Source organism: Pectobacterium cacticida, assembly GCF_036885195.1.
In the GTDB taxonomy this organism is placed as follows: domain Bacteria; phylum Pseudomonadota; class Gammaproteobacteria; order Enterobacterales; family Enterobacteriaceae; genus Pectobacterium; species Pectobacterium cacticida.
In genome coordinates this window covers 1116998-1141691 of the sequence record NZ_CP133656.1, presented here as the reverse complement: position 1 = coordinate 1141691, position 24694 = coordinate 1116998, and the positions used below count along the sequence as shown (strand labels likewise).

The 24694-nt window shown below is 48.5% G+C and carries 24 protein-coding genes, 4 tRNA genes and 5 pseudogenes; 15 read left to right on the top strand and 18 right to left on the bottom strand.

What is annotated here, in order from left to right; translation table 11 throughout:
• From RFN81_RS05375 to yegS, 3 genes and pseudogenes are all read left to right on the top strand, one after another.
• Positions 1-938 (top strand): annotated as a pseudogene (locus tag RFN81_RS05375) (glutathione S-transferase family protein).
• Positions 939-1108: 170 nt separating this feature from the next.
• On the top strand, positions 1109-2473 hold the full coding sequence (gene yegQ, locus RFN81_RS05370; protein WP_264498117.1) for a tRNA 5-hydroxyuridine modification protein YegQ: 1365 nt from the start codon (positions 1109-1111) through the stop codon (positions 2471-2473).
• Between the two features lie 342 nt (positions 2474-2815).
• Positions 2816-3715 carry a lipid kinase YegS gene (gene yegS / locus RFN81_RS05365; protein ID WP_264498116.1) on the top strand — a complete coding sequence of 300 codons (900 nt, stop codon included), beginning with the start codon at positions 2816-2818 and terminating at the stop codon, positions 3713-3715.
• Positions 3716-3728: 13 nt separating this feature from the next.
• Here yegS and psiE read toward each other — a convergent pair whose 3' ends face one another.
• Together psiE and RFN81_RS05355 are read right to left on the bottom strand one after the other, a co-directional pair.
• On the bottom strand, positions 3729-4136 hold the full coding sequence (gene psiE, locus RFN81_RS05360; protein WP_264498115.1) for a phosphate-starvation-inducible protein PsiE: 408 nt from the start codon (positions 4134-4136) through the stop codon (positions 3729-3731).
• Positions 4137-4185: 49 nt separating this feature from the next.
• Positions 4186-4616, bottom strand: a pseudogene (locus RFN81_RS05355) (IS3 family transposase); the annotation flags it as partial.
• Between RFN81_RS05355 and RFN81_RS05350 the strand changes: the two are divergent.
• The 6 genes and pseudogenes from RFN81_RS05350 to RFN81_RS05325 all read left to right on the top strand — a co-directional run bounded on the left by RFN81_RS05350 (position 4572) and on the right by RFN81_RS05325 (position 10718).
• Positions 4572-4919 (top strand): annotated as a pseudogene (locus tag RFN81_RS05350) (tyrosine-type recombinase/integrase). The pseudogenes RFN81_RS05355 and RFN81_RS05350 overlap by 45 nt on opposite strands.
• A 1355-nt stretch (positions 4920-6274) precedes the next feature.
• Complete coding sequence (locus RFN81_RS05345) at positions 6275-6415, top strand: hypothetical protein (RefSeq protein WP_264498114.1); 141 nt, start codon at positions 6275-6277, stop codon at positions 6413-6415.
• A gap of 39 nt (positions 6416-6454) precedes the next feature.
• Complete coding sequence (locus RFN81_RS05340; protein ID WP_264498113.1) at positions 6455-7480, top strand: helix-turn-helix transcriptional regulator; 1026 nt, start codon at positions 6455-6457, stop codon at positions 7478-7480.
• 39 nt (positions 7481-7519) lie between these two features.
• Complete coding sequence (locus tag RFN81_RS05335) at positions 7520-9091, top strand: hypothetical protein (RefSeq protein WP_264498112.1); 1572 nt, start codon at positions 7520-7522, stop codon at positions 9089-9091.
• 19 nt (positions 9092-9110) lie between these two features.
• A complete protein-coding gene (locus tag RFN81_RS05330) occupies positions 9111-9677 on the top strand; it encodes a hypothetical protein (RefSeq protein ID WP_264498111.1) in 567 nt (188 codons plus the stop codon).
• 9 nt (positions 9678-9686) lie between these two features.
• Complete coding sequence (locus tag RFN81_RS05325; RefSeq protein WP_264498110.1) at positions 9687-10718, top strand: hypothetical protein; 1032 nt, start codon at positions 9687-9689, stop codon at positions 10716-10718.
• Between the two features lie 20 nt (positions 10719-10738).
• Here the strand turns inward: RFN81_RS05325 and RFN81_RS05320 are convergent, their stop codons facing one another.
• Positions 10739-10882, bottom strand: a complete 144-nt coding sequence (locus RFN81_RS05320) for a hypothetical protein (RefSeq protein WP_264499053.1) — start codon at positions 10880-10882, stop codon at positions 10739-10741.
• Between RFN81_RS05320 and RFN81_RS05315 the strand changes: the two genes are divergently transcribed.
• The 4 genes and pseudogenes from RFN81_RS05315 to RFN81_RS05300 all read left to right on the top strand — a co-directional run bounded on the left by RFN81_RS05315 (position 10832) and on the right by RFN81_RS05300 (position 14394).
• Positions 10832-11044, top strand: a complete 213-nt coding sequence (locus RFN81_RS05315; RefSeq protein WP_264498884.1) for a YkgJ family cysteine cluster protein — start codon at positions 10832-10834, stop codon at positions 11042-11044. The two genes, RFN81_RS05320 and RFN81_RS05315, sit on opposite strands and share 51 nt — an antisense overlap.
• 384 nt (positions 11045-11428) lie before the next feature.
• Positions 11429-12883, top strand: a complete 1455-nt coding sequence (locus RFN81_RS05310; protein WP_264498109.1) for a flagellin — start codon at positions 11429-11431, stop codon at positions 12881-12883.
• Positions 12884-12933: 50 nt separating this feature from the next.
• On the top strand, positions 12934-13479 hold the full coding sequence (locus tag RFN81_RS05305) for a helix-turn-helix transcriptional regulator (protein WP_264498108.1): 546 nt from the start codon (positions 12934-12936) through the stop codon (positions 13477-13479).
• Between the two features lie 88 nt (positions 13480-13567).
• Positions 13568-14394: pseudogene (locus tag RFN81_RS05300) on the top strand (phosphorothioated DNA-binding restriction endonuclease).
• A 67-nt stretch (positions 14395-14461) separates the two neighbouring features.
• On the opposite strand, the gene RFN81_RS18710 reads toward RFN81_RS05300, so the two are convergent.
• Positions 14462-14668, bottom strand: coding sequence for a hypothetical protein (locus tag RFN81_RS18710; protein ID WP_378929306.1), 207 nt, complete (start codon positions 14666-14668; stop codon positions 14462-14464).
• A 133-nt stretch (positions 14669-14801) separates the two neighbouring features.
• Positions 14802-15683, bottom strand: a pseudogene (gene istA, locus RFN81_RS05295) (IS21 family transposase); the annotation flags it as partial.
• A gap of 113 nt (positions 15684-15796) precedes the next feature.
• Here istA and RFN81_RS05290 point away from each other — a divergent pair.
• Complete coding sequence (locus RFN81_RS05290) at positions 15797-15979, top strand: toxin-antitoxin system HicB family antitoxin (protein ID WP_319800201.1); 183 nt, start codon at positions 15797-15799, stop codon at positions 15977-15979.
• Positions 15980-16046: 67 nt separating this feature from the next.
• Here RFN81_RS05290 and rplS read toward each other — a convergent pair whose 3' ends face one another.
• The 5 genes from rplS to ffh form a co-directional block, all read right to left on the bottom strand.
• On the bottom strand, positions 16047-16394 hold the full coding sequence (rplS, locus tag RFN81_RS05285) for a 50S ribosomal protein L19 (RefSeq protein WP_264498107.1): 348 nt from the start codon (positions 16392-16394) through the stop codon (positions 16047-16049).
• Between the two features lie 62 nt (positions 16395-16456).
• Entirely contained in the window at positions 16457-17212 is a 756-nt protein-coding gene (gene trmD, locus RFN81_RS05280) for a tRNA (guanosine(37)-N1)-methyltransferase TrmD (RefSeq protein WP_264498106.1), read from the bottom strand.
• A 38-nt stretch (positions 17213-17250) separates the two neighbouring features.
• Entirely contained in the window at positions 17251-17799 is a 549-nt protein-coding gene (gene rimM / locus RFN81_RS05275) for a ribosome maturation factor RimM (RefSeq protein ID WP_264498105.1), read from the bottom strand.
• Positions 17800-17817: 18 nt separating this feature from the next.
• Positions 17818-18066 carry a 30S ribosomal protein S16 gene (gene rpsP, locus RFN81_RS05270; RefSeq protein WP_011094872.1) on the bottom strand — a complete coding sequence of 83 codons (249 nt, stop codon included), beginning with the start codon at positions 18064-18066 and terminating at the stop codon, positions 17818-17820.
• A 157-nt stretch (positions 18067-18223) separates the two neighbouring features.
• Positions 18224-19585 (bottom strand): signal recognition particle protein, encoded by a 1362-nt coding sequence (gene ffh / locus RFN81_RS05265; RefSeq protein ID WP_264498104.1) that lies wholly within the window; start codon positions 19583-19585, stop codon positions 18224-18226.
• A 168-nt stretch (positions 19586-19753) separates the two neighbouring features.
• Here ffh and RFN81_RS05260 point away from each other — a divergent pair, with 168 nt between their 5' ends.
• Positions 19754-20548, top strand: a complete 795-nt coding sequence (locus RFN81_RS05260) for a cytochrome C assembly family protein (RefSeq protein WP_264498882.1) — start codon at positions 19754-19756, stop codon at positions 20546-20548.
• A gap of 59 nt (positions 20549-20607) precedes the next feature.
• Here the strand turns inward: RFN81_RS05260 and luxS are convergent, their stop codons facing one another.
• The 8 genes from luxS to RFN81_RS05220 form a co-directional block, all read right to left on the bottom strand.
• Complete coding sequence (gene luxS, locus RFN81_RS05255; RefSeq protein WP_264498103.1) at positions 20608-21123, bottom strand: S-ribosylhomocysteine lyase; 516 nt, start codon at positions 21121-21123, stop codon at positions 20608-20610.
• Positions 21124-21283: 160 nt separating this feature from the next.
• On the bottom strand, positions 21284-22837 hold the full coding sequence (gshA, locus tag RFN81_RS05250; protein ID WP_264498102.1) for a glutamate--cysteine ligase: 1554 nt from the start codon (positions 22835-22837) through the stop codon (positions 21284-21286).
• A gap of 81 nt (positions 22838-22918) precedes the next feature.
• Positions 22919-23368 (bottom strand): YqaA family protein, encoded by a 450-nt coding sequence (locus RFN81_RS05245; protein ID WP_264498101.1) that lies wholly within the window; start codon positions 23366-23368, stop codon positions 22919-22921.
• Complete coding sequence (gene yqaB / locus RFN81_RS05240) at positions 23340-23918, bottom strand: fructose-1-phosphate/6-phosphogluconate phosphatase (protein ID WP_264498881.1); 579 nt, start codon at positions 23916-23918, stop codon at positions 23340-23342. Before yqaB ends, RFN81_RS05245 begins: the two co-directional genes overlap by 29 nt.
• A 269-nt stretch (positions 23919-24187) precedes the next feature.
• Positions 24188-24264, bottom strand: a tRNA-Arg gene (locus tag RFN81_RS05235).
• Between the two features lie 46 nt (positions 24265-24310).
• Positions 24311-24387: transfer RNA gene (locus tag RFN81_RS05230), tRNA-Arg, on the bottom strand.
• A gap of 66 nt (positions 24388-24453) precedes the next feature.
• Positions 24454-24530: transfer RNA gene (locus tag RFN81_RS05225), tRNA-Arg, on the bottom strand.
• A gap of 8 nt (positions 24531-24538) precedes the next feature.
• Positions 24539-24631 (bottom strand) — tRNA-Ser (locus tag RFN81_RS05220).
• Positions 24632-24694: the final 63 nt, after the last annotated feature.

Sequence of the window (24694 nt, the reverse complement as noted above, 5' to 3'; positions counted from 1 at the left end):
ATGTCAGGCTTAGTGAATGGCAAATGGGTAAATGGCGATGTTGCGGCGGAAGAAATCAAAAACGGCGCCTTCTACCGCGAGGAGACGCAATTCCGGCAAACGTCGTTAGTGCCAGAGGCCGGTCGTTACCAACTTTTTGTCTCTTACCTCTGCCCGTGGGCATCGCGCACGCTGATCTTCCGCAAGCTTAAAGGGTTGGAGGACATCGTTTCACTTTCAGTCGCTAATCCCCGTATTGCTAATAACGGCTGGGAGTTTGATACCCCCCAAGAGGCGGGTAAGCATGTCGGGGCTATTCGTTATTTGCACCAGTTATACACCGCTACCGTACCCAACTATACCGGAAAGGTTTCCGTGCCCGTGCTGTGGGACCGTATAGAAGGGCGCATCGTAAATAATGAATCGGCAGACATCATTCGCCTGCTAAACAGCGAATTTAACGACCTGACGGGCAACTATCTCGATTTTTATCCTTCTGCATTGCACAGTGAAATCGATCGTTGGAACGACATCGTCTACCACAATGTGAATAATGGCGTGTACAAAACCGGTTTTGCCAAAACGCAGGAACATTATAACGATGCTGTTACTGCGCTTTTCGCCACGCTCGATCAATTGGACGACCATCTGGACACTCATCGCTTTATGCTCGGCGACACGCTGACCGAAGCCGACTGGCGTCTGTTTGTCACGCTGGTGCGTTTTGACGTGGCTTACCATGGCGCGTTCAAATGCAATCTACAGCGCATCGCCGACTACCCGAATCTGTCAAATTACCTGCGTGCGCGGAGACCGTTAATATCGACCATATTAAAGCGGGTTATTACGGTATTGCCTGGCTGAATCCAACACAAATCGTGCCGATGGGGCCACGTGTCGATTTATATCAACCACATAACCGTGAACGGTTTGGCCCCTCCCGTGTCGCCACACGCTAATGTCACCCCATCGTCCTGCTATAACGGCAGGCTGCTTTGAGTAACGGTAAACATGGGCCTATTTTCCGTTTGCCGTTTACTGCAATTTTCCGCTATTAGCGCTAGAATCCTCCGCCATTACTGCGCCCACGAGGGCGCAGCCTGACTTGTCATCAGAATTGAGAGATACCATGTTTAAACCGGAACTGCTTTCTCCGGCCGGTACGCTGAAAAATATGCGTTATGCCTTTGCCTATGGCGCTGACGCGATTTATGCCGGCCAACCCCGCTACAGCCTGCGCGTGCGCAATAACGAATTCAATCATCAAACGTTGGCGCAGGCCATCAATGAGGCACATGAACTCGGTAAGAAATTCTACGTTGTCGTTAATATCGCGCCGCACAATGCCAAACTGAAAACCTTTCTGCGCGATCTGCAACCCGTCGTTGACATGGGGCCGGATGCCCTGATCATGTCCGATCCGGGTTTGATCATGCTGGTACGAGAAAACTTTCCGCAGATGGCGATTCACCTTTCCGTTCAGGCCAACGCGGTCAATTGGGCAACGGTGAAATTTTGGCAGCAGATGGGGTTAACGCGGGTGATTTTGTCCCGCGAACTGTCACTGGAGGAGATTGAGGAAATTCGTCAAAACGTGCCGGATATGGAATTGGAGATCTTCGTTCACGGCGCATTGTGCATGGCCTACTCCGGTCGCTGCCTACTGTCTGGCTATATCAATAAACGCGATCCCAATCAAGGCACCTGTACCAACGCCTGTCGCTGGGAATATAAGGTGCAGGAAGGAAAAGAGGATGAGGTCGGGAATATCGTCCATCAGCATGAGCCTATCGCGGTGAAAAACGTCGAACCCACGCTGGGTATCGGACAGCCAACCGACAAAGTGTTTATGTTGGAAGAAAGTATGCGCCCCGGCGAGTATATGAGTGCCTTTGAAGACGAACATGGCACTTATATCATGAATTCCCGGGATTTACGGGCGATCCAACATGTTGAGCGCCTGACAAAAATGCAGGTGCATTCGCTGAAAATCGAAGGTCGGACAAAATCATTTTATTATTGCGCCCGCACTGCGCAGGTATACCGCCGCGCTATTGACGATGCTGTCGCGGGTAAACCCTTCGATCCAACATTATTGGCAACGCTGGAGGGATTGGCACACCGTGGTTATACCGAAGGTTTTCTACGCCGCCACGTGCATGAAGATTACCAAAATTACGACTACGGCTATTCCGTTTCCGATCGCCAGCAATTTGTCGGGGAATTTACCGGTATTCGCCGCAACGGGTTGGCTGAAGTAGCGGTGAAGAACAAGTTTTCCTGCGGCGATAGCGTGGAGATGATGACGCCCAACGGCAATATCCAATTCATCATCGACGCTATGGAGAATGCCAAAGGTCAACCTGCCGATGTGGCGCCGGGCAACGGCCATATCGTCTATTTGCCTGTACCAGAGGATGTCTCGCTGGATTACGCGTTACTGCTACGCAACCTACCGGGCACGACGACCACACGCAATCCTAATGCCAAATAAACGAGAGCCCTAGCCTGGCGCCTGTACGCTCCCTTCTCAGAGAGATCGTTGCAAAGCGCCTGGCGATTAACAAATATTAGAAACAGATCACATCAATTCGTCGATCTTGTGGTTACTATTGCATCGCTGAGAAAATAGAGAACGAAAATAAGCGTAGTAATACTACTAGGAACCACCTCCTTGGCCAGCTCAATCTCCCTTGAGCTGGCTTTTCTTTTTCTCTCTCCCAATCTTCCCGCGGTTAACATTCACCGATGCTTCTGATTTCTACCTACGCATTTACTGTCTATGATTAACGTTAACGCTTCTATATCAATAGCCTCACAGCCAGAGAAAGACGACATGGGAAATAATTCGATTACCTTGCTGATTTTGAATGGAAAAAGCACCGATAACGAAGAACTTCGCGCGGCCATCGAAGAACTGCGCAATGCGGGCTATACGCTACATGTTCGCGTTACCTGGGAATATGGCGATGCCTTACGTTATGTAAAAGAGGCGATCCAGCTCAACGCGGATAATGTGATTGCCGCGGGTGGCGATGGCACCATTAATGAAGTCGCCGCCGCGTTAGCTGAGCAGCCCACAACGCGGCGCCCCTGTCTGGGGATTGTGCCGCTAGGTACAGCAAATGATTTCGCCACCAGTTGCCAAATCCCAACAACGATGCACAGCGCTTTAATTCTGGCGATCGAAGGCCGTGCTAGCGCGATTGATCTCGCCAAGGTGAACGACAGTCACTATTTTATTAATATGGCGACGGGCGGTTTTGCTACACGTATTACGACCGAAACCCCGGCGAAAATGAAGGCAGCGCTAGGGAGCGCCTCTTACGTACTGAATGCGCTCTTTCGCATGGATATGCTGCAAGCTGAGCGCTGTGAGGTTCGCGGACCAGATTTTCACTGGTCGGGAGAAACGCTGGTCATCGCGGTGGGAAACGGCCGTCAGGCCGGCGGTGGGCAACCGCTTTGCCCCAGAGCGTTAATCAACGATGGACGGCTGGAATTGAGCATCTTATCAGCCACCGAATTACTGCCTAACCTGCTTCAGGCCTGGTTTACCGGCAGCGAAAACCAGAACATGATTTCCACGTCCTTACCGTGGCTGGAGATCACCGCGCCGGACGAAATAACGTTCAATCTCGACGGTGAACCGCTCAGCGCCAAGCGTTTTCATATCGAGGTGCTTCCGGCGGCGATCCATTGCCGATTGCCGCCCCAGTGTACGCTATTGGAATAGTGAAAAATGTCGCTTATTCCCGCTTCAGGCGGTTGCTGTTTGCCAGATACAGCGTGACAACCAGCAATAGGATCGCAGAGGAATACACCAGCGTATCCAGCGGGTTTTTGTGATCGACAATAATCAGGCGGACAATGGCGGTAATACCGATATAAATAAAATAACGTAGCGGGAAGTGATAACCAGACTGAAAGTACTTCACGATCAGCGCAATAAACTCAAAATAAAGGAAGTAGATGACGATGCCTTCTATCAGCTGGTAGGAAGAATCCTTCTCGCTAGAGATCAATAGCACCTTCGCCAGATGAATCGTCTCCTTAACCAAAAAAACCACCAGTATCGTGGCCAGCGCCAACAGGCCGATATTGAGTATGGTCTGAAGTGCTTTGGCCGCCATCGTACTGCGAGCAGAACCTGCCATAGATTATCTCCACATCTTATGAGCTTGCCCAGCAACGGTGGACACAGCCTTAAGCAAAATTTCTTTCCTCAAATTGCACCGGGCCTAGCCTGCCATTCGCGCTAGGCCGTCGGTGCCGATTGTAATCTATCTCAATATATTCGAATACCGCCGATTTCATCTCCGCCCACATGGTGAATCTCTCCCCGTGAAGGCATTCTATTTTCAGGATAAAAAGAGATCTTCCACGCAGGCATAATCGTAATAGCAACCTTTCGCGCTCATACTGCCACACAGCATATGGCGTTTCAGCAACGCCTGATACTCCGCTGAACAAAACTGCCCATCCTGGTCGGAACGAACAATGACATTATCGGGGCGTTTACGCCTCCAGAGCGCTATCTGTAACGCATTACAGGCCAGTTGTCCCGTCATCCGTGATGACACCCGCTCACTTTGGTTAAGCCCGATGACAACAGGGCTTACACGGTCGAACATCATCACTCTGGAATGACAGCACATCTAACCGGGCCCTTTGGATCTCGCCACACGATACAGCATTGGAAAGCGGCACTAAAATGCGCGGGGATAGAGGATCTCCGCTTTCACGACCTATGCCACACATGGGAAAGCTGGCTGATGCAAGCCGGAGTGCCGATATCTGTGTTGCAGAAAATGGGCGGGTAGGAATCTATCGAAATGGTTCGACGCTATGCGCATCTGGCCCCCAATCATCTCACCGAGCACGCACGACAAATTAATGCTGTTTTTGACGTTGGTGTCCCAAATCTGGTCCCTGGTTAGCAACGGAACAACAGGATATAGTTAGTAAGTGATTGATTTAACTGGTTCGATAATGGGAGAAATACCTGACACGCATTGCATTGATAATATTATTATTGGCTAAAAGAACGTGGTAGTGTTTGCGTTGCCAAAACAAGATCTGTAAGGCCAAACGCCTTGAACAACGCCGCCTCATGTTGCAATGGTGGGCTGATTTTCTGGATGCTAGCCGCAGCGGTATGGTTAGGCCGTTTGAGTTTGGGCAGAAGGGATAAATAGCGAAAGGTCACGGATGGCCCGTTATTTTTCAAAAAACTTATTCCTTCTGGTTTTTTGATTCTACCAAGAACATAATCTGACACTATAGATATTCTGCCTACCCTTACTGACAAATCCATATAACAAAATGCCAGCAAACAAAAAAATTCGTAATGCAGAAAAAACTAACGTAATAAAAGGAATTTTAAATTATGAAAAATTTTTACTCGATGGTTTTACGCTGGCATTAGTAAATATGAATACCAAGTAGAGAAGGATATTTCTGGTTAAAAAACAAAATCTGTTGAATTGCCAACCTAAAGACTCGCAGAGTATGATCAACTTTCCAAAGCACTTGAAGATACTTATAACAAACCCGATGAAGAGGGGTACGAGGTTGTGAAATTCTGCCTCTGAATCTCGGTACGTCAGAACAGAATCATGCAATTCTTAGTAACGGCAACAAAAAATATCTCGGTGATACCGGCTTTTCTGTTACCCGTGGTGCAACACCTTGTAGTCAACGTTAACGATTTCTATATTGCTTAAAAACAGCCCTTGTTAATCATCAACGCAAGATATAAGTAATTTTTTAACTAATAACGCCCATCCTCTGAGGGAAATAGGTGCTGATTCTTCTTTGATAATGCCAATTTTCTCCCGTCATTCACTGGTCAGAAGGGGAGAATAGCCAGTTCTTCATCACGCTCCGCCAGTTAGCGCTTGAAGCGTGCATTTTCGGCCGCCAGTTCATCCTCGTGCACTGAGGTGGTCATCTGTTGCTGTCCTTTACTGCGCTAGTGATAGAGCAGCTACTTATACTGGTTGGCTTACCGTTAGTTCTACTTCGCGTCCACAGGCAACATTCAAAAATCACATTCGATCGTTATAACCGATCAATATCATAAAATTGATCTGTATAAACGATCACAAAAATCATTTCAATTAGCCGATAATAGCTTTCATCAGAATACCGTCTTACCGTTCGCTGTTAAAAAGCGGGTGGGATCCTCGGCAACAGATAAAATAAAAAAATAGCATTAAACGACACGGAATGTCGCGCTATGAACGGAATATAGCGCTCAAACGTTATTTATCGCTATATAAAGGAATCCTGTATGAAAGAACTTATCTATTTCTCAATTGGTCTGATTGTTGGCGCAATAATAATAAAAAACCGCTATGCCACCGATGAATTGAAAAAGGAACTGGAGCGCGAACGCGCCCGTAGCGACTACGCAGACGCGGTTAAAGCATAAACACACAGTAAATATTATCAGACCGATTGAGGGGACACGATGTCCGATCCAAAAGATAGATTATTCCGACACTTGGCGCTTCTTCGCCTGATCCCTCGTGAACCGAAAAGCATTTCTACTCTCGAATTACTGGAAAAGATTAAAGAACAACAGTTTGAAATCGACTTGCGTACCTTACAACGGGATCTTGTCGGCATCAGCCTGTATTTCCCGCTGCTGTGCGACGAAAACCGACGTCCTTATCACTGGAGTTTTCTTAAGGATACGCCGCAATTCGATTTACCGACACTGGATACGCCTACCGCGCTGGCTTTCGTCTTTGCAGAGAACTATCTGGAAAGACTGTTGCCGCCCAGTGTGTTGGCGCGGCTGAAGCCCCATTTTGCCATGGCCCGGCAGCGGTTACAGGGGCTTACACATAACAACCTAGGGCTGTGGGCAGAGCGTGTGCGTGCATTACCCAATGGCAAAACGCTGCTCCCCGCCGACGTGGATGCGGATGTTTGGGAAGAGGTGTCCACCGTACTGATGGAGCAGCGCCAGCTACAGATTGTTTATCTCAGCCGCAGCAAAGGCGAGTCCAAACGTTTACGCATCCACCCCGCGGGATTGGTGGCCCGACACGCTGTCAGCTACCTGATTGGCACCGTCGATGGTTATAACGATTTACGCCATTTTGCCTTGCATCGCATCCAGCAAGCCACGCGGCTGGAAATGCCTGCCTGCCAGCAGGACGGTTTTGATATAGACCATTACATCCAGTCCGGTGCATTCTCCTCGCGCCAACGTGAGCAAGAGGTGATGTTGGTTGCCGATATCCATCCACAAATCGCCTGGCTGCTACGAGAAACACCACTTAGCCACCAGCAAAGCCTGAAGCCCGTGCCGAACAGCGGCTGGTATCGACTCCGTGCCCTCGTCCCGCTAGATCAAGAAACGCTGTGGTGGATCTTTGGATTGAACGACAACATCCGGGTGTATGAGCCCGATGTGTGGGTGCAGGAGATTAAGAAAAAGGTGGAGAGGCTGAGGCAAATGTATGAAGAACAGGCATATGGTGCATGAGTAAAAGAGTCAGTAAACACATCTACTTTGGAGGCTGTGATGAACAACAATGATAGCGACACGTCATCTTCCTTCAGGGACGACGACAGTCACCATCGCAACGACGAAATACCGCAGGATAAATTTCGCACCACTACCGCACTGGCGAGTGACGAAGTGGTGCAGCGCTTTGGCAGCGCCAACGCCGAGTATCTGAAAGGGTATCGCGGCATCGATAATGAAACGGGTCAACGGTTTGCTAAGGGCCTAGCTGATGTGGCGAAACACAAAGTCAATCCCGATTATGCTGCACAAAATATCAAACAACAGGCGGGCTTCTCCGCAGAGATCGCAGCAACCAGCCGCGACAATGCTGAAGCCATTATTCATCATCGTCCCGTGCGTACAGTACGCAGCGACGATCTGCCAGAATATGGCAGAAACCATAATGTTGTGGATCGCGTACAGCTACTCGACGGCACGATTATTGATGGCTCACAAAGTCAGATGAAATTTGTCGGTAACCGCAATGCACTCTTCAGCAAAATTGCAAAAGAAGACGGCAAATTCGCACGTTATCGTGGCGTCAAACTTGAGCTACCGTCAGAACAATTTGAAGGTGCCGCGATATTTTGCCGTGATGAAGCCAATAAGCTGCGAAAAGAGGCAAATCGTGTCGAAACATTAGGCAAACAGGACGTTGCTGACCGGAAACGCCGCGAAGCCGATAACTACGACCAGCTTGCCGACAATGTATCTGACAGCGGCATGACCACCGAACAGGCCATCTATTACCGTCAACACCCGAAACTGGCGACCGCGATGGATATTGCGCGCACCAGCCACCGGGCCGGTATCGAAGGTGCCCAATATGGCGCCGTGATTGGGGGAGCCATCTCATTATTAACCAACGCATTCAACGTGGCGCAGCACGATAAATCGTTGGGTAATGCCGTGCAGGCTGTGGCCAGCGATACCACCAAGGCGGCGGTACTAGGATACAGCACCGCCTTCGCGGGCTCCGCCATCAAAGCAACACTGCAACAATCTGAAAAACAAACATTGCGCGCCCTCGCAGGCACTAGCGTCCCGGCACTGGCCGTTAATATTTGCTTGTCTCTCGGTATTTCCGTCAAACGCTACGTCAACGGCGAAATCAGCGAGGCTGAATTCCTCAACGAAGTCGGAGAAAAAGGGGCTGGCATGCTCTCCAGCGGCATGATGGCCACGCTTGGACAGTTCGCCATTCCCATTCCTGTTGTCGGTGCAGCTATCGGCGGGATGATTGGCTATACGCTTTCTTCTTTGTTCTATCAGAGCGCGTTGGACGCAGCGCGGGGAGCCGCCCTTTCACGAGAAAGATTACAACATATCCGTGCCATCCAAACCGTTGCACGAGCCCGTATAGCGGAAGAGCAAGCCGTGCTGGATGAGTTTACTCTCCGGGAAATACCTCAATTACACCGGGAGACAGAACATCTGTTTAAAGCAGCCATATCTGGTGCTCATGACATTGATAGCTTAGCGCGTGCCATTAATGACTATGCCACGTTGTTAGGTAAAGAATTGCAATTTCATACGATGTCGGAGTTCGAAGCATTTATGGACTCAGACCGCCCTTTGACGCTGTAAGAGAAAAATCAGGATACGTATGCTCATTAAATTATTGCCGGATAGTGAAAAAACGCTTCTCCTTGATCTCGCCACTCTGCTGGCGCTTTCCGATAAGCCGTTGCTGTGGGACGGCAAAACCAAGGATGAACTGAGAACCGATTACAATCTCAATGCTCTGTCCATCCAGCTCGGAACACTGGAAAAAGAACTGTTGTCCGAACTGGAACAATCCGTCAAAACATTCGACTTACCGATAATGGAGGCGCCTACTGCGTTAATCGAAAGCAAGCTCACCAAAAAACTGAAAGCTTATCCGCTGCTAAAAATAGACGCAGTGGAAACCCGAGTACTCGCCGCCAGCTCGGTTTTAAAAACATTACTTAAAGACAAACGATCTGACGATCCCAGTATTCCGAAAATCATTCTTTTGCAACTTATTTTAATCGCACTACGCGCTGGTCATATTTCCAATATTGAATGGTTACTGCTTAAAGAAATCCAACTGCACTATCAACTACAGGATTTTATTTTTAAAGACCTATTGGAGCGTGCCGAAGCACTAAATAGTGAAATTAGTAAAACTCTCGCCCTCGTTCTTGAATAAAGGAGATACATGATGCCTATTCCAATTATTATTGGTGCCGTAGCCGCAGCGGCGGGTTTATACGGTGTCGCTAAAGGTGCCATCGGTGTGAAAGATCACCTGGATGCTCAAAATATTAATGACAGCGCCCAAACTATGGTGGACGAAATTAATCAGAACGTTGATAGCCATCGGCAATCTACCAACAACGCCATCGAAGATTATGGTCAGCGCAAATTACGGGCATTTAATGGCGTAATTAGCGACTTTATCGAAACCTTTGGCCGCTTAAAGAATGTCAATCTTGTCGAAAGCCCCGAATTGGAAAAGCTGAATGCAGGTGATTTTTCAACCACTACGCTGACGGCCTTGCAACAAAATTATCAGATGCTTAAAGATGCCGGTCTGGGCCTTGGTGCCGGTATGGGCAGCGGTGCAGCGCTGGCTTTCGGTGCTTACAACGGCACAATGCTGCTGGCAACGGCTGGCACCGGTACCGCCATATCCTCTCTTTCAGGTGCCGCAGCAACCAATGCGACATTGGCATGGCTAGGCGGCGGTACGCTGGCCAGTGGTGGTTACGGTATGGCGGGCGGCATGATGGTGCTGGGTGGGATCGTCGCTGGTCCCGCGCTGGCAATTTTCGGCCATATTCTAGGGAATAAAGGTGAAGAAGCGCTAAACAATGCATACAGCAACATGGAGCAGGCAAAAACCATTCACGCTCAGGGTATAGCGATCGTGGAAAAACTTCAGAGTATTGAGCACGTTACGACACTGGCAAACAAAACGTTTAGCCTAATAAGTAGCCGCCTGCGCGGTGCTGTGCGTCAGATGAAAGAAGCCATTGCCATTCACGGAGATGATTTTCCCTTATTCCCTCAGGATAGTAAGGAGGCCGTTTTTCTCTCCGTCAAATATGCTCAATTAATTAAGGCCATGATTGATACGCCGATCCTCGATCAGGACGGTAATCTGGTGCTCTCTACAGAAAAACGTATTTTGGATATTTCAGCCGTTGCTAACGGTAAAAAATCAACGCTGGATACACCGGTAGCGTGATACTGACAACGGGCTCGCGATCATAAGCGAGCCTGACTGGTGAAATGATGATGCACTGTAACGAAAACGCCTTTCCCTGCACTCGGTGCGGGCTGTGTTGCCAGCGCGTTAATCTGGCACAGGAAACCCGTTATCTCGATCGGGGAGATGGGACTTGCCAACATTATGACCCAGAGAGTAAAGGATGCCGTATTTACCACCAACGCCCGGCGATTTGCCGAGTAGATTTACAATATCAACTCAACTATATCCACCTTTACTCATGGGAAGAATTTGTGGCCTTAAACCTGTCAGTTTGCAGACAATTAAATGATGAAAAAAACTAAGCCGCTATAAATACGCACAGAATATCGTTTTTACGACACTGTCGAATAAAACGACACAGAATGTCGCGTGAAGATTGGAATATATTATTCAAAATATCATAACCGAAAAATATCATAAGGTGGCAGGTTGATTGAAATTCACTTCGACAAATCATAGCAATATACCCTAAATAATTCGAGTTGCAGGAAGGCGGCAAACGAGGGAATCCCGATGAGCTTACGTGAGTAAGTGATTCGGGTGACTGAACGAAGCCAACGCACATGCGGCTTGAAGTATAACGGGTATAGCACTCGCTACTATCGGGAGTGAGTACACAATAGTAATTCGCCATATCGTTCTGGTCGACGGTAAAAAAGTAACCCAGTCGCTCTCTGAGGTGCTACATGGTTTCGCTTAATAAAAATTATTTAACGATATTTAATCAACAGGATAAATCGGCGACTCGATTGAGCCAGGCGATTGAACGGCTTTCATCGGGTCTGCGCATCAACGGCGCGAAGGATGATGCCGCCGGTCAGGCTATTGCCAACCGGATGACCGCCAATCTGAATGCCAACAGCGTCATCATCAACGGCATGAAAGACGGTCTCAGCCTGATGCAAACAGCTGAGGGCGGGCTGGATGCCATCAATAACCTGATACAACGCGGCAGGCAGCTCGCGGTGCAGGCGGCAAACGAAATACTGTCCGATACCGATCAGGCCAGCCTGAATGGTGAATACCAGCAGATTAAGGAAGAGATCGACCGCATCGCCTCATCGACACAGATCTTTGGCCGCTATCCGTTGGCTCCTGCTGAACCGGGCCCTCAGCCTGCCAAATTAGGGGAAACCTTGCCACTGGCTGAAAAATTTCCTGTCCCCAATATCAATCATCAATTTCCCTCTGGGGTAATTTCGCTAGCTTACATTCCTGCTGGCGCAAAAAATATCACCATCACCATCGACTCATTAAGCGCCGATGACGATATCCAGCTCTTTGCGCGAGATGGCAGGCATCTGGCTGGTACACCCGCAGAAGGCGCAGACGCCGATATCGTCTGGTCAGCAAACGGTGTGACAGATGAAAGCACCATGAATACCGCCGTGATTACGCAAGATAACGGCTTTTTACCTGGAGCCACCTACTCGGCAGATTCGCTGCTGCAAGCCGGGGAATACAATATCAATACGGGGACGCAGACCACTTATCAGGGCATGACCATCACCTACAGCGGCGATGGCGACCGTTTCGAAGATGCCAACACCGGGGGCTTTAACGATGGAAATGTGGGCGCAGCAAACCGACTGGAAAAGATTCATATTGATGAGGTAACGGAAGATCTGATTGTCATTGTAGTTGGCAGCGGTGTGTTTTACAGCAACGCAAGCTGGGATGAACTGCCTACACCAACAGAGCCGGCCCCGCCATTGCCGCCATCAGTACCGATCAGCAAAGAAACGACGTTTGTTGTCGGAGCAAGTTTCGATGATGCATTGCAAACGGTCACCCTCAGCCCAACGCCAGCTGACAGCCAATCGCTAGGACTTTCCGATGTCATGCTGGGTACACCAGAACAGGCCAGAGCGGCATTAGGCACGTTCGACAATGCGCTAAAAAAACTGGACGGTTACCGCAGTGAATACGGCAGCCAGATGAATCGCTTTGCATCCGTCACTGCCGTGCTATCACAGGAGAAGGTTACCACCGCTGCCGCTCGCTCACGCATCTTGGATGCGGATTATGCCGTTGAGGTTTCCGCGATGACAAAATCCCAGATCCTACAGCAGGCATCGATGGCCGTCTTGTCACAAGCCAATCAGCAGTCGGGGAACGTATTAAAGCTGTTACAGGGATGATACGCCATCAGGAGTACCACTTTGCTATTTTCTACTGAATCACTATCACCATGAGCATTGAAATATTCAGCCGCTGCTCTTTCACCACGGCGGCGTTTACCTATCTGGGAAATAGCGATGGTGATAATGTATCCATCACTGTTGTTGATATTGAACACGGTATCGACATGACGCTATTGACACACATCATTACCGATACTCAACGGACATTCATTATTATTCTCAACAACCGCAAACATGCTCCTGTGATGGTGACTAAAAAGGTATTACTGTTATCAAAGCACGCCTCGATGAGCACGATTAAGAAAGTGATCTCTGCCCTGTCATCGTTCAGAGAAATAAAAGGCAAGACGATATCATTGTCACCGAATGAGAAAATGTTCTTCGGCTATTGGCTGGACGGAATAGCAATAAAAACCATCGCAGAGAAAATGGCGATAACCCATAAAACCGTCAACAACATGAAAAACAATATCTACAGAAAATACGGCATAAAGGATCTGCTCACCTTTTTACTCATCGCCAGAATCTCACATATGCAAAGTATCGCTGACGCCGAACATCACAGGGTTATCTACGTTGATAAGGTGGCATGAGATAACATTCTGAGAGCAACATGAGGCTTGAATCCCACTGATTTTGCGAGCATTATCGCAATATATTCCCTTTCAGTTTGTGTTGCGTATGCCATCTGTCCAGGAACTTCAAACTGCAATTTCCAATATGTCTATATGGCGTAAAGGTGATCAACGTGCGCCTCATAAGCCATTGTTGCTGCTTTATGTTCTATCGGCCTATCAACAAGGGCACCCGCGCCTGCTTCACTATGGCGACGAAATCCGTCCGCAGCTCTTGGCACTTTTGAACAGCTTTGGGCCACAGCAGCGTGCTCATTACCCTGAAATGCCTTTCTGGCGGCTGAAGGGAGATGGCTTTTGGCAGTTGCAGAACGACGAGCATTGTTTACCGCAGAAAGGGGGTAAAGAGCCGCCAAATCGTGAGCTGGTTCAGCACAGCATCATGGGAGGATTTGATGCAGACAGCTATCAACTATTGTGCAAACAGCTGCAACTTAGCGATACACTGGCCCAACAGATTTTAAGCGGGAATTTTCCTGAAAGTGTTTAGAAAATCATTGCCAACCGCCTTAAGCTGTCGCTAGATGATGTACGCAAATATCGCGATCCCTATTTCCGCCAAACGGTACTACGAGCATACCAATATCGTTGTGCGGTCTGCAGTTATGATTTACGACACGATACGACGCCTGTCGGCCTCGGAGCGGCACACATCAAATGGAAGCAATACGGTGGCCTTGCACCGTGACCAATGGATTAGCCTCGTGCTCAGTACATCACTCTGCGTTTGATATTGGCGTTATCGGTATTGATGACAGTATGAAGTTGATGGTTTCTGAAGGTGTGAATGGCAGCAAGATCGTTGAAAGGCTATTCTGGGACTTTGAGGGGGAATTGCCCCTACTAAAACGGACACATTTAATTAGCTGTTAACATGGCATCACAATATTCCTGTAGGGATTTCATGTTCAGCCCCTTGTGTGGATACAGATGATTATAATCATCTATCTTCCTGGTTCCAGCAACGGATTTCAAAGCCGTCAGAGAACAACCGTGTATCCGATTTCAGTGTTATCACATTACCAGTATGATCGCGGTGTTTATTCTCATGTCCCGATTTTGCCAGCAGTAGGTTATTGAGTTTCATTATCCGGTATACCCGCTTTGGATTTACCCGGCAACCATCTTTCTTTAGCTTGCGATTCAGATGTGCGATGACCCTGCGATAGCCACTTGTTTAGCGTTGACTGCATATCTTTATGATTAATGGCAATAATTCTTCGTCGACTTCCTTGCTGTAACACGCCATTCAGGGTATTCGCTGCCCATTCAGGCGCTCCCTCCACCCAGCGATCGTAGGGACGGGGCTGGATAGTTTCATGCTTCCGTTGGTTGGCCACATCGTACAGTCTGCGCAGGCCGTAACGGTTTGTGGTTTCAACATCCACGGTGATCCCCATCGGGCGCAGGCGCGTCATTAACGGGATAGAGAAGCTGTTGAGGGTGTACTGCACCATCCGCTCCACCTTGCCCTTAGTCTGTGCCCTGAAGGTACGGCACTGCCGGGGGGAGAGCCCCATCTCTTTGCCGAACTGCCACAGGGAGGGATGGAACCGGTGCTGCCCGGTCTTGTAAGCATCACGCTGGAGTACCACTGTTTTCATATTGTCGTACAGAACTTCCCGCGGTACACCGCCGAAGAAGCTGAACGCATTGCGGTGACAGGATTCCAGCGTGTCGTAGCGCATGTTGTCGGTGAACTCGATGTAAAGCATTCTGCTGTATCCCAGAACAGCAACGAATACATGCAGGGGTGACTTGCCGTTTCGCATGGTCTCCCAGTCAACCTGCATCTGCCGCCCGGGCACGGTTTCGAAGCGAACGACCGGTTCTGCGTGTACGGGGAGTGTCTGCGAACGGATGAACTCTCTCAGGAGAGTCAGCCCTCCACGATAGCCCAGCGCCATGGTTTCCCGGGAAATAACGGTCGCAGGGATTTTATAAGGATGCGCATCGCTGATCCGCTTAGAGATATAATCACGGTATTCATCGAGCAACGATGATGATGCCGGACGTGGTGAATACTGTAGTTTTCAGATTTGGCTTTTAGGTGGTGGCGGACAGTATTACGCGAAATACCCAGTTCTCTGGCAATGGCCCGGATACGCATTCCCTCGCTTGTGCAGGACTTTAATTTCTATACGAATCTCAAAAGTGATCATGAGCTCCCCTGTATTCAGAGGAGCAGATTACCACCTGAACAATTTTCAACCGCTGGGGTGGATCAGTTTTGCACCGTTGGTAACAAAAAAAGAGGGGGGCAACGTCGCTTGCCATTTTTCTGGATGAATGCCGGCGTGATGGCATCGAGCCGTATAAATCCTACAGCGGCAAGATAACGACACGGCTGACGCCGGAACGTCATGCCGCATTGGCGACAATGGCACAGGCCAGCGGCGTTTCTATCAATGAGCTGCTGAATGAAGGCGTCGACCTGGTCATTGGGCGGCACGCATAAAAAAAGCCCAGCAGTTACGCTAGGCTTATGAAAAATAAAAACTTTTGGATGTTGCGAAAGCGCTATCTTAGTTAAGACGCTCTTTGATACGAGCAGACTTACCAGTACGCTCACGCAGGTAGTACAGTTTGGCTTTACGCACGGCACCACGACGTTTAACAGTAATGCTGTCAACAACCGGAGAATGTGTCTGGAATACACGTTCTACGCCTTCGCCGTTAGAAATTTTGCGAACAGTGAATGCAGAATGCAGACCGCGGTTACGAATAGCGATAACCACGCCCTCGAATGCCTGCAGACGTTTTTTGCTACCTTCAACAACCCATACCTTCACTTCTACGGTATCACCCGGACGAAATGCAGGCACGTCCTGCTTCATTTGTTCGTCTTCGATTTGCTTAATAATGTTGCTCATAATATGTCTCTTACCCTAGGTAAACTGATAGTTGGGTTCACGCGGTAAACCGGCGTGACCACCTAATACTCTTGCTGCGTAGACTGATACTCACGTTGGAATTCAGCCAGCAACCTTGTTTGCTCGTCAGTCAGAGCTAGGCTTTTTAGAAGTTCAGGCCTTCTAAGCCAGGTTCGACCCAGCGACTGTTTCAATCGCCAACGACGTATTTCTGCATGATTGCCAGACAGTAACACTGTCGGAACCCCCATGCCCTCCAATATTTCAGGACGAGTAAAGTGCGGACAATCCAACAATCCATCGGCAAAAGAATCTTCTTCTGCTGAAGCCTGATGCCCCAGAACACCCGGTATAAAACGGGCTACGGAGTCAATCAGTGTCATTGCTGGCAGTTCCCCACCGCTAAGCACGTAATCCCCTATCGACCACTCTTCATCGATTTCAGTGTTAATTACACGCTCATCAATCCCTTCATACCGTCCACAGACCAGAATCATCTTCTGGTTTGTAGCGAGTTGACGTACGCCTTGCTGATCTAATTTACGACCCTGAGGTGATAAATAAATCACTCTCACGCCGTCGCCTGCCGCTGCTTTTGCTGCATGGATAGCATCCCGCAAAGGTTGCACCATCATCAGCATTCCGGGACCACCACCATAAGGCCGATCGTCCACGGTATGGTGCCGATCGTAAGTGAAGTCACGCGGACTCCAATACTGTACATTCAGCAGGCCATTTTTAACCGCCCGGCCAGTGACTCCGTAATCAGTAATTGCCCGGAACATCTCTGGAAACAGGCTAATCACTCCAATCCACATCGTCTCGTTCCGCCGGATGCTACTGGTCGACTCAGAACTCAAAAGCCCGGATCCCAGTCTACTTCAATAGTCTGAGTAGAAAGATCGACGCGCTTAACAACCTGTTCAGTCAGGAACGGAACCAGTCGCTCCTTGACTCCGAAGGCATCTTTCAAGTTGGCCTTTATTACCATCACATCGTTTGAGCCGGTTTCCATCATATCAATGACTTTACCTAACTCGTAACCTGTTACGGTCACAACCTGACAGCCAATAAGATCCTTCCAGTAATAATCACCCTCGCCCAGATCGGGAAGTTGTGACGAATCTACGACGATTTCACAATTAGTCAGTAAATTAGCCTTATCACGGTCATCGACATCTTTCACTTTAATGATCAGATCCTGACTGTGATATTTCCAGCTTTCAATTTCGATAAGCTGCCAACCGCTTTTGCTCTGGATAAACCAAGGTTGATAATCAAAAATGCTTTCGGCATCTTCGGTGGATGAAAACACTCTGAGCCAACCTCGGATGCCATATGCCGATCCTATTTTCCCCATCACGACTGGGTCAGCAGGAGGTTTCGGGCTGCGTTGATTGCTCATTATCACCACCGCAACAGATTACGCTGCTTTCTTAGCGTCTTTGATTAGCGAAGAAACGCGATCGGACACGGTTGCACCCAGACCAAGCCAATGCTCAATGCGATCCAGATCCAGACGCAATGCTTCTGCCTGACCAGTTGCGATGGGGTTGAAGAAACCCACACGTTCGATGAAACGACCGTCGCGCGCATTGCGGCTATCGGTCACGACTACTTGATAGAACGGGCGTTTTTTCGCGCCGCCACGTGCCAAACGAATTGTTACCATAACATCCTCTTTAGTGAATAAAACAACTGGGCCCCATCGAGGAACGGAGCCCAGTATGTCATATAAAAAGCCCGAAGATTTTACTCATTGTGGCGCAAAAAGCAATCTAAAGCGCATAAATACGCCGAAGGTTTATTTGCATGCACAGATTCAACGATTATCTTCCCGGAAACCCAGGAGGCATCATCCCCTTCATACCGCGCATCATTTTCGCCAACCCACCGTTTTTCATCTTCTTCATCATGCGTTGCATATCATCAAACTGTTTAAGAAGACGATTGACATCCTGTACCTGCATACCAGACCCCATCGCAATACGACGCTTGCGCGATCCTTTGATAATCTCGGGTTTAGCGCGCTCCTGAAGCGTCATTGAATTAATGATCGCCTCCATTCGCACCAGCACCTTATCATCCATTTGCGATTTAACATTATCCGGTAATTGCCCCATGCCAGGCATTTTGCTCATCATGCTCGCCATGCCGCCCATATTGCGCATCTGTTTAAGCTGATCCAAAAAATCAGTTAAATCAAAGCCATCGCCTTTCTTCAGTTTTTTAGCGAGCTTTTCTGCCTGAGTACGGTCGACTTTGCTTTCAATATCTTCAATTAGCGAAAGCACATCCCCCATACCCAGAATGCGTGATGCGATGCGTTCAGGGTAAAACGGCTCCAGCGCTTCGATTTTTTCACCAACGCCGAGAAATTTAATCGGCTTGCCAGTAATATGGCGGATTGATAACGCCGCTCCGCCACGCGCGTCACCATCAATTTTAGTGAGGATCACACCAGTAAGCGGCAGCGCTTCATTAAAGGCTTTCGCCGTATTCGCCGCATCCTGACCCGTCATGGCATCAACCACAAACAGCGTTTCAACGGGATTAATCGCCGCGTGAACCTGTTTGATTTCATCCATCATCGCGTCATCAACGTGGAGACGACCCGCAGTATCGACCAGCAGAACATCGTAAAACTTTAACTTTGCGTGTTGTAATGCGCGTTCGACGATGGCAACCGGCCGCTCTTGCGCATCTGACGGGAAGAAGTCGACGCCGACCTGCTGCGCTAACGTTTCCAACTGCTTAATTGCCGCAGGACGATATACGTCAGCAGAAACCACCAGCACTTTTTTCTTCTGCTTTTCACGTAGGAATCTCCCCAGCTTACCGACGCTGGTCGTTTTCCCCGCACCTTGCAGACCGGCCATAAGAACGACAGCAGGCGGTTGCGCAGCAAGATTGAGTTCTGCGTTAATTTCGCCCATAGCGCTGACAAGTTCGTTTTTAACAATTTTGACGAACTCTTGACCCGGCGTCAGACTTTTATTGACGTCATGCCCAACTGCACGTTCTTTTACTCGATTAATAAAATCACGCACCACGGGTAAAGCAACGTCGGCTTCCAGCAATGCCATACGGACTTCACGCAGCGTTTCTTTAATGTTTTCTTCAGTCAACCGTCCACGGCCACTGATATTGCGCAATGTGCGCGAGAGTCGATCGGTTAAATTTTCAAACATATCTCATGCTCAACGTAAGACAAGCCGCCAGCGCGACACGAATGGAAGGGATTATACACCAAAGCAGGAACGATCTCAGTGCTGCTAACGGAGAACTGTTGGTGCCCATGGCGACTGACGTTATACTGGCTTTCTATTTTACTTGTTGATGTTTACTTACCTATTCGTATGTCTGTTTTCGCTATTGTGGCGCTCGCCGCCTACACTCTCAGCCTCGGACTGATTATCCCCAGTCTGCTGCGCAAGAACAGTGCATATCGTCGGCTGGCAATACTCTCGGCCAGCGTTGCGCTAATCTGTCATGCGGTGGCTCTCTACCAGCGCATTTTCGCTGTTCAGGTGGGCCAAAACCTTAGCCTACTGAATATTGGTTCGCTGGTCAGCCTCATCATCTGCACCGTGATGACGATTGTCGCGGCACGTAATCGTGGCTGGTTTATTCTTCCTATCGTCTACACTTTTGCGTTGATTAATCTCGCCTTCGCCAGTTTTATGCCGAGTGAATATATTACGCATCTGGAAGCATCACCAGGCCTGATGATCCATATCGGTATGGCGCTTTTCTCCTATGCCACATTGCTCATTGCCGCCCTTTATGCGTTTCAACTCGCCTGGCTCGACTATCTGCTCAAGAATAAGAAACTCGCATTTGCTACAGATATGCCACCATTGATGAGCATTGAGCGTAAAATGTTTCACATCACGCAGGTTGGCGTCATTTTGCTCACGCTAACGCTGGGTACAGGCTTGTTGTATATGGATGATCTAATTAATAATAAAGAGAATTTGCATAAAGCCGTATTCTCTTTATTCGCCTGGTTCATCTATATATTACTGCTCTGGGGGCATTATCACGAAGGCTGGCGAGGACGGCGCGTTGTCTGGTTCAATCTGCTTGGCGCATTGATGATGACGCTTTCCTACTTTGGCAGTCGGGTTATTCAGCATTTTCTTGCGGTCTAACATGCCATAAAAAAGGAGCTGATTTCAGCTCCCTTTTTTCATCTGTTCAACAACCAAAATCAGATGTGAAGTTCGGCCAATTTCTCTTTTGGCAGCGCCAGATCGTCATTTTTGTTAATACCGATGTTGCTATCCACGATGTGCTGGGCGATCTCTTGTGCTTCTTTCAGTGAATGCATCGCATAAGTGCCACACTGATATTCATTCAATTCGGGGATCTTACGCTGATCGGTTACTTTCAGCACGTCCTTCATGGCGGCTTTCCAGGCATCGGCAACGCGTTGCTCATCCGGCGTACCAATCAAACTCATGTAGAACCCTGTACGACACCCCATTGGAGAAATATCGATAATTTCAACGCCATCACCGTTTAAATGATCTCGCATAAAACCAGCAAACAGATGTTCTAACGTATGGATCCCACGTTCCGGCATGACTTCAATATTGGGTCGACAAAACCGCAGGTCAAACACCGTGATGTTATCGCCATGAGGGGTTTTCATGGTTTTAGCGACCCTAACGGCCGGCGCAGCCATACGAGTATGGTCAACGGTAAAGCTATCTAGTAACGGCATAATGCCACCTCCTCATAGAAAAAATTTTTTTCTCGTTTCTGTGAAACTTTTCTTTTTCAGGTGAGTCTGACTTAATGAAAGACGCGCATTTATTATCATCATCCCTATTAGATATGTATCTTTGGCCACAGCTTCTGTGGCCTTTTCTTTTTAATGTGCACTAATGTGCGGCCAAATAGGCATCAAAACTCATCGTATCTTCAGACTCAATCTGACGTTGACGCTGCAAAGAAACTTCACTCGCTGCCGCCAATTGCGCTTCAGTCAATACTTGTAGCGGTTCACTGCAAAGCATTTTGCGATATTCTTCCGCTAAATTCAGCCCTACGCTACCTCTGCCACCTTGCTTCATCATAGTCAATAATCGACCAGAGAATGTCGTTTCTGGATCGTCAAAGCCAACAAGTAGTTCATCACACACCTGCTGATAGTGTGGCTGACTGTTTTCCGCGTCCAGCACTTCCGCAACACGACGTAAATCCGCAAACAGAGATTTCCCCACCTGAGCAATCGGCTGTTGGATGGTTTCACACCGCATGCCCACCGTTTGCCCTGGTTTACGCCCCTCGAGAATCACCCGGTTCCAGTTTTTACGCGTACAAAGTAGTTCATCCGAGCTCATTTCCGGCGCATCCGCCAGCACACACCAGATTAAAAATAAATCCAGAAAACGTACCTGACTTTCACTCACACCCGTTGGGGAGAAAGGATTGATATCCAGCGAGCGTACTTCGATATACTCAATTCCGCCACGCAGCAAAGCATCAGATGGCGTTTCATTAGCCCGTGTCACTCGCTTCGGGCGAATCGGAGCATAAAGTTCATTCTCAATCTGTAAAACGTTCGTATTCAATTGTAAATAGCGGCCATCTTTCTTTATGCCAATTCGTGCATATTCCTCAGATGGCGTTTTTATCGCACGCTTCAGCGCAGCCACATAGGTTTCCAGATCGTTAAACGTAATTCCTAGATTGCTCTGTGATTTATTGGTATAGCCTAAATCGCTCAGCCGCAAAGAGGTCGCATAAGGTAGATAAAGCATACCATTTTCCGTGCGCTCAAACGGCAGCGCGGTTTCACGCCCTTTCAGGAACGAAGCGCAGATCGCCGGAGAGGCGCCAAACAAGTAAGGTATTACCCAGCCAAAACGATAATAGTTGCGGATTAGTCTGAAGTATCCCTCCGAAATAGCTTTTTTACCGCTCGCTTCATCAGCGATACCCGCGCGGGCTTGCCAGAATGACAGAGGAAGGGAGAAATTATAGTGCACACCGGAAATGGTCTGCATCAACGCACCATAACGGTTTTTTAACCCTTCACGATAGAGCGTCTTAAATCGCCCAATGTTAGATGAGCCATATTGCGCCAGTTCAATATTCTGCTCGCTATCGATAAAACACGGCATACTTAATGGCCACATCTGTTCATCGCCTAGGTTGCGAGCCACATAGCGATGGATATCGCGCAGAAATGTCAGTAGATGATCAATATCTTTATCGACCGGCGTAATAAACTCTAACAGCGCTTCTGCGAAATCCGTTGTAATCCACGGATGCGCCAACGCCGACCCTAAAATCTCGGGGTGACGTGTGGTGGCAAGATGCCCATCTGCTGTTACACGTAAAGTTTCACGTTCAATTCCACGCTGAATTCCTTTCACCGCCGATGGGTGTTTTTCCAGCCAAGAAAGTGCTTCTGAAATGTCCGGGATCAAATCGACCTCCCGTTGTTAAATGTAATGTTTGTAAGCATAATTCAAACTCAGTAGCACTCACCAGTTCACTCTGCCACCTGGTTAAGACCACCACGCTATCCCTTGTAACGTTATACCTGCCAATACGATATATCGCAGCCCTTTTCCAATACTGATAAAAACTGCTGAGCGCACCCAGGGCATACGTAGCCAACCCGCTAACACGCATAGTAAATCACCGACTATCGGTACCCAGCTAAATAACAGTGCAGTACAACCATAGCGCTGTAGCCAGCTCGTAGCCACTGCATAACCAGCTTGCTGTTTTGGCTGAGGGAGTAAGCGCCCTATGACTATATTGGTTAACCCGCCTAACGTATTTCCTACCGTTGCTACAGCGATTAACCCGTAAGGTTCTACGTCGCCAGATAGCAATAATGCGACTAACAGTATTTCTGAACTGCCTGGCAACAATGTTGCACTGAGTAGACTACCCCAGAAAAGAGAAAAAAAAGCCCATAACTCATTCACTATGTTCGGACGTTCGGACATCAACTACGGCCATATTGGCTCGTTTAGCAGCTTCAATACCGTAGTCTGCATCTTCAAACACAATACAGTGCTCAGGTGCAACAGAAATTAACGCAGCACAACGCAGAAAAGTGTCGGGAAAAGGCTTATGTTGCACAACATCCTCAGCTCCAACAATAGCGTCAAAGTAACCACGCAGCCCTAGATGGGTTAGCAGCCTGTCAGCCATGACATGCGTACTACCTGTGCCAATAGCCATAGGACGCCGCCCATAATAGTGCTTAACGACGTCCATCAACGGCAGTGGACTTACGGTATCCAACAACATTTCCTCAGCAACAGCTGTTTTTTCTACCGCCAGTTGGTGGGGATTAATATCGGCCTGATAACTTTCAATAATACATTGCGCTATGCGCCAGGTCGGCGAGCCGTTTAGCGCGGTCATCGCGCTAGCATCATATTTCATGCCATATCGAGCAAGAACCAGATCCCACGCCTTATGGTGCGTCGGCTCAGTATCCAACAAGGTGCCATCCATATCAAAGATTAGCCCCTGATAGCGATCGTACATCATGACTCCATGCTCACAGAAAAGAGAGCCTACTTTAGCGTAAAGTTAAAACGTTGTCGCTTATTCAATAACCTTATAGAAAACAGGATATTATCATTGAAAAACAAAGCGTCGGACATCTATACGTTTTCTCAATAACAATTGATAAACAGTACGAGAAAAAAAAGCGGAACTTTATTTTGACAAAGAGAGGTGAATTGAATTCTGAGGGAATATTAAACGTTTGCTATTACGCTGATAATAAAGTAATAACTTTTGTTCTTTAGTAATGGTGCATCCGGGAGGATTCGAACCTCCGACCGCTCGGTTCGTAGCCGAGTACTCTATCCAGCTGAGCTACGGATGCAAAATATGATATAGGAGAAACTGAGGCGATAAATAGCATTCTAAAATGGTGCATCCGGGAGGATTCGAACCTCCGACCGCTCGGTTCGTAGCCGAGTACTCTATCCAGCTGAGCTACGGATGCATCTGTTTCTGTTTAAAATGCGACTTACGATTAATTACATTATACCGTGCAAAGGTAAACATTTAATGGTGCATCCGGGAGGATTCGAACCTCCGACCGCTCGGTTCGTAGCCGAGTACTCTATCCAGCTGAGCTACGGATGCTAACTAAATGGCGGTGAGGGAGGGATTCGAACCCTCGATGCAGCTTTTGACCGCATACTCCCTTAGCAGGGGAGCGCCTTCAGCCTCTCGGCCACCTCACCTTGCATTACCTATTTCACAACAAAGAATTTTTCTTAGTGCTCACCGGTACTGCGTGGCGCACA

What these genes read in the sequence shown, in the direction of transcription:
- yegQ (WP_264498117.1), top strand. Translation starts at nt 1,109, where the DNA reads ATGTTTAAACCGGAACTGCTTTCTCCGGCCGGTACGCTGAAAAATATG.
- yegS (WP_264498116.1), top strand. Translation starts at nt 2,816, where the DNA reads ATGGGAAATAATTCGATTACCTTGCTGATTTTGAATGGAAAAAGCACC.
- psiE (WP_264498115.1), bottom strand. Translation starts at nt 4,136, where the DNA reads ATGGCAGGTTCTGCTCGCAGTACGATGGCGGCCAAAGCACTTCAGACC.
- RFN81_RS05345 (WP_264498114.1), top strand. Translation starts at nt 6,275, where the DNA reads ATGAAAGAACTTATCTATTTCTCAATTGGTCTGATTGTTGGCGCAATA.
- RFN81_RS05340 (WP_264498113.1), top strand. Translation starts at nt 6,455, where the DNA reads ATGTCCGATCCAAAAGATAGATTATTCCGACACTTGGCGCTTCTTCGC.
- RFN81_RS05335 (WP_264498112.1), top strand. Translation starts at nt 7,520, where the DNA reads ATGAACAACAATGATAGCGACACGTCATCTTCCTTCAGGGACGACGAC.
- RFN81_RS05330 (WP_264498111.1), top strand. Translation starts at nt 9,111, where the DNA reads ATGCTCATTAAATTATTGCCGGATAGTGAAAAAACGCTTCTCCTTGAT.
- RFN81_RS05325 (WP_264498110.1), top strand. Translation starts at nt 9,687, where the DNA reads ATGATGCCTATTCCAATTATTATTGGTGCCGTAGCCGCAGCGGCGGGT.
- RFN81_RS05320 (WP_264499053.1), bottom strand. Translation starts at nt 10,882, where the DNA reads ATGTTGGCAAGTCCCATCTCCCCGATCGAGATAACGGGTTTCCTGTGC.
- RFN81_RS05310 (WP_264498109.1), top strand. Translation starts at nt 11,429, where the DNA reads ATGGTTTCGCTTAATAAAAATTATTTAACGATATTTAATCAACAGGAT.
- RFN81_RS05305 (WP_264498108.1), top strand. Translation starts at nt 12,934, where the DNA reads ATGAGCATTGAAATATTCAGCCGCTGCTCTTTCACCACGGCGGCGTTT.
- rplS (WP_264498107.1), bottom strand. Translation starts at nt 16,394, where the DNA reads ATGAGCAACATTATTAAGCAAATCGAAGACGAACAAATGAAGCAGGAC.
- trmD (WP_264498106.1), bottom strand. Translation starts at nt 17,212, where the DNA reads ATGTGGATTGGAGTGATTAGCCTGTTTCCAGAGATGTTCCGGGCAATT.
- rimM (WP_264498105.1), bottom strand. Translation starts at nt 17,799, where the DNA reads ATGAGCAATCAACGCAGCCCGAAACCTCCTGCTGACCCAGTCGTGATG.
- rpsP (WP_011094872.1), bottom strand. Translation starts at nt 18,066, where the DNA reads ATGGTAACAATTCGTTTGGCACGTGGCGGCGCGAAAAAACGCCCGTTC.
- ffh (WP_264498104.1), bottom strand. Translation starts at nt 19,585, where the DNA reads ATGTTTGAAAATTTAACCGATCGACTCTCGCGCACATTGCGCAATATC.
- RFN81_RS05260 (WP_264498882.1), top strand. Translation starts at nt 19,754, where the DNA reads ATGTCTGTTTTCGCTATTGTGGCGCTCGCCGCCTACACTCTCAGCCTC.
- luxS (WP_264498103.1), bottom strand. Translation starts at nt 21,123, where the DNA reads ATGCCGTTACTAGATAGCTTTACCGTTGACCATACTCGTATGGCTGCG.
- RFN81_RS05245 (WP_264498101.1), bottom strand. Translation starts at nt 23,368, where the DNA reads ATGTCCGAACGTCCGAACATAGTGAATGAGTTATGGGCTTTTTTTTCT.
- yqaB (WP_264498881.1), bottom strand. Translation starts at nt 23,918, where the DNA reads ATGTACGATCGCTATCAGGGGCTAATCTTTGATATGGATGGCACCTTG.